The 3,023-nt window shown below is 53.7% G+C and carries 3 protein-coding genes; all 3 read right to left on the reverse strand.

Annotation, left to right across the window (positions count from 1 at the left end; translation table 11 throughout):
* The coding region (locus tag FH871_RS31545) for a carboxypeptidase-like regulatory domain-containing protein (RefSeq protein WP_138995298.1) at positions 1–525 on the reverse strand (525 nt) is incomplete at its 3' end.
* A 184-nt stretch (positions 526–709) separates the two neighbouring features.
* A complete protein-coding gene (locus FH871_RS31550) occupies positions 710–1,678 on the reverse strand; it encodes a DUF4249 domain-containing protein (RefSeq protein ID WP_138995299.1) in 969 nt (322 codons plus the stop codon).
* 6 nt (positions 1,679–1,684) lie between these two features.
* Positions 1,685–3,023: TonB-dependent siderophore receptor (locus FH871_RS31555; RefSeq protein WP_138995300.1), on the reverse strand; the 1,339-nt coding region annotated here is incomplete at its 5' end.

Here is a 3,023-nt window from a genome sequence, read left to right on the forward strand (position 1 = left end):
CCCGCGGACGTAAATCCCGGTGCTGCCTTCGGAGCCTTTCTGGACACCCGGCATCAGTTGCAGCACTTTCAACACATCCTTCTCGCCCAGAAAAGCCGGTATTTTCTTGATCTGGTTGATCGGCACATCAATGGTACTCATCCGGGCGCTTTCACTGACTTTCTCCTCGCCCGTGCGATTGCCGGTAACGGTGACTTCCGACAGCAGCCGACCGGGCGTCAGCTGAATGTTCAAGTCGAGATTTCGCCGGAAAGCAACGGTTTGCTGCGCGGATTCGTAGCCGACGAAAGAAAAAGCCAGCGTGACGCTGTCCTGCTCCGGAAGAGTGAGGGAGTAAAAACCGTAGGTGTTGGTGACGGTGCCCGTCGAGGTGCCGGGCAAATAAATATTGACGCCGATCAGGGCTTCCTGGCTCCCTTTTTCACGGACATAACCGCTGACGGTGAAACGATTGGCCGGTTTTTGCGCCCAGGCCGGTAACTCAGACAAGAAGAAAAGAAATAGAGAGAGTAGCGTGTGTTTCATCGTTCGGTATACAAATGAAGATGCTTCGATTCGTATACGATGAAGGAGGTAAAAAAGTGTGGAAAGGTTGGAAATTAACTCTTTTTAAGGACACGTTTTGGATGGGAACGCAGATTCGGCGGATGGAACGGACCAAAACGGATTTTATCTGTACAAATCGGTTCAATCCGTCTAATCCGCGTTCCTATTTGACAAGCTTCACCATGGTCGAACGGTTGTATGCCCCGAAGCAACCCAAACCGCCCTGAATGTTGGTGGGCATCAATACCGGCTCGGCAAACGGGTTGTTCTGCGATTGGCGTTGCTGCTGGCGCGCCCGGTGGTAGGTGAAATAATTTTCATCCACTTGCAAAACCGACACCCGAATGGTCAGCGGTTTTGAAAATGCATAGCTTCCGGCGTACGTCATCTGTCGGGTGCTGTCATAGTACGAATAATCGAAGTTCAGAGGCACGTCGCCCCGCACCGACAGCAGCAATTGCCCATCCTGATTCTGGTCGGAAATGTATTGATCCTGTCGGCCAAAACCGATGAGTCCCCGCATCAGCACTTTGGACCCGGTGGTGTCGATGTGGGCTTCCGGGAAACGGGGTGGCCAATTGAGACACTCGCCGTAGCCAGCCACCCGGTAATAGTTGGTCTGACCCACCGGGTCTTGCCAGATCGCCCGAACGTTGTACTGCCAGATGGGGTCCAGACCCGGCCCAACGTAGGATTGGGAGGAATCAAGTCTTAGTTCCGAAACCGGTATGTTGGCCGGAATCGTACAGGAACTGGAGACGGTTTCAAAACCCGGTGCTTCGACCTGAAGCGTATACGTTTTCCCCACCAAAACCGGCAACTGCCGGGCGTCGGCGGTATATACCCGCAATGCCGGATCGAAAGCCAGGGGCACGGTTTTTCCTTCACTGGCCAGCGTGACCGTAGCATTGAGAACCGTATTGACCGAATCGGTAACGATGTCGCCCAAAACCGTCTGCGAACTTGAAACCGATACGGCCAGCACCGTATCCTGGGGCGACAAATAGCCATTCACCACCAGCTTGCGGTCAATGGGCGGCAGTTTGCTGGGGTCAATTTCGGCGACCAGATTCTGACAGGCCATCATAACCAGCAGCAACAGCACAGACAAAGATGACAAACGAAGCATCATAGCTGGTTAAAATTTAAAGCCATAGGTAACCGATGGAACAATCGGGAATACGGAATAGCGTTGAAAAACCGTCTTGGTCGGCTGATTGGTCTGTTCGTTCGTCACCGTGTTCAGTTGGTAGAAAAACGGATTCCGGCGGTTGTAGAGGTTATAGACGCTGACCTCCCAGGTGCGCTCGTGGTGCCGTTTTTTCTTGTGAAACTGGATGCCAATATCCATGCGGTGGTAAGCCTCGGCCCGAAAACTGTTCTTCTCGCTGTAGTCGTTCACTGCCCGGCCGTAGCTGAAAAACTGGTTGATGAACGAGTTGTCGTTGTTGACAATCGGGTTGACCTGGTGTGTTGCGGCCTGGTATTTCGCCAGCGGCACCGTCAGCGCATTGCCGGTTCCGTAGACCCAGGTTCCCGAAAGCGTGATGCGCGGATTGATTTCGTAAATACCAACCACTGAAATGTCGTGCCGCCGGTCGTAACGGGGATAAAACTTCCGGCCAAAATTCAATTCGGGAAACTGCCACTGCGTCCACGACAGCGTGTAGCCGGTCCAGCCCGTAAACCGCCCCAGCTTTTTCTGCAACAGGATCTCCGCACCATACGACCAGCCTTTGCCCGCCGTTACGTTGTCTTCCCAGCGTACCTGATTGGCCGATTCCGGGCTGTTGATCAGCAGAAAACTGGCGCCTTCGCGGTAATTGATGATGTTGTTCATCGTTTTGTAATACCCTTCCACGGTCAGCGTCAGTCCGCGCGTAGCCCCTTTGTCGGCAAAATCTTTGGCGATGCCGACAGCCACCTGCTGCGATTGCTGCGGTTTTACCTGATCGGTGGTTGGCACCCACAAATCGGTCGGCAAGCCAATGCCGGTGTTGGACAGCAGATGGACGTACTGGTTCATCAGCGCATACGACGCCTTGACCGATAGCGAGGGTTTGATGACGTAAGCCGCCGAAATGCGCGGTTCGGGCCGAACGTAATTCACTTGTTTCTGGATGAAATGGCTCAGCCGAATCCCGGCGTTGATGCGCCAGTGTTCGTTGGGCCGCCAGTTGTCTTCGGCATACAAACCCGATTCCACGACGTCGATGGCGTCGATTCGCGTCGTAAACTGATTGATTAGCGTATTCTGCAAAACGACCGCGCTGGGCGTAAACCGGTGCGCAATGGTCTGGACGCCAAACCGGATCGAATGCCGGGGAGACGGATAATAATCGACATCGTACTTCAGTGAAAAATCCCGAATGCCGGAGCTGTAGCGCAGCGAAAACTGGTCGGCCGTTTGCAAATCCTGCTCGTCCGACGAAATCTGGAATTTGTAATTGCTGAAGATCAGCGAGAGGTTGGAAAAA

Origin of the sequence: Larkinella sp. C7 (assembly GCF_006149005.1) — a bacterium.
Taxonomy (GTDB): domain Bacteria; phylum Bacteroidota; class Bacteroidia; order Cytophagales; family Spirosomataceae; genus Larkinella.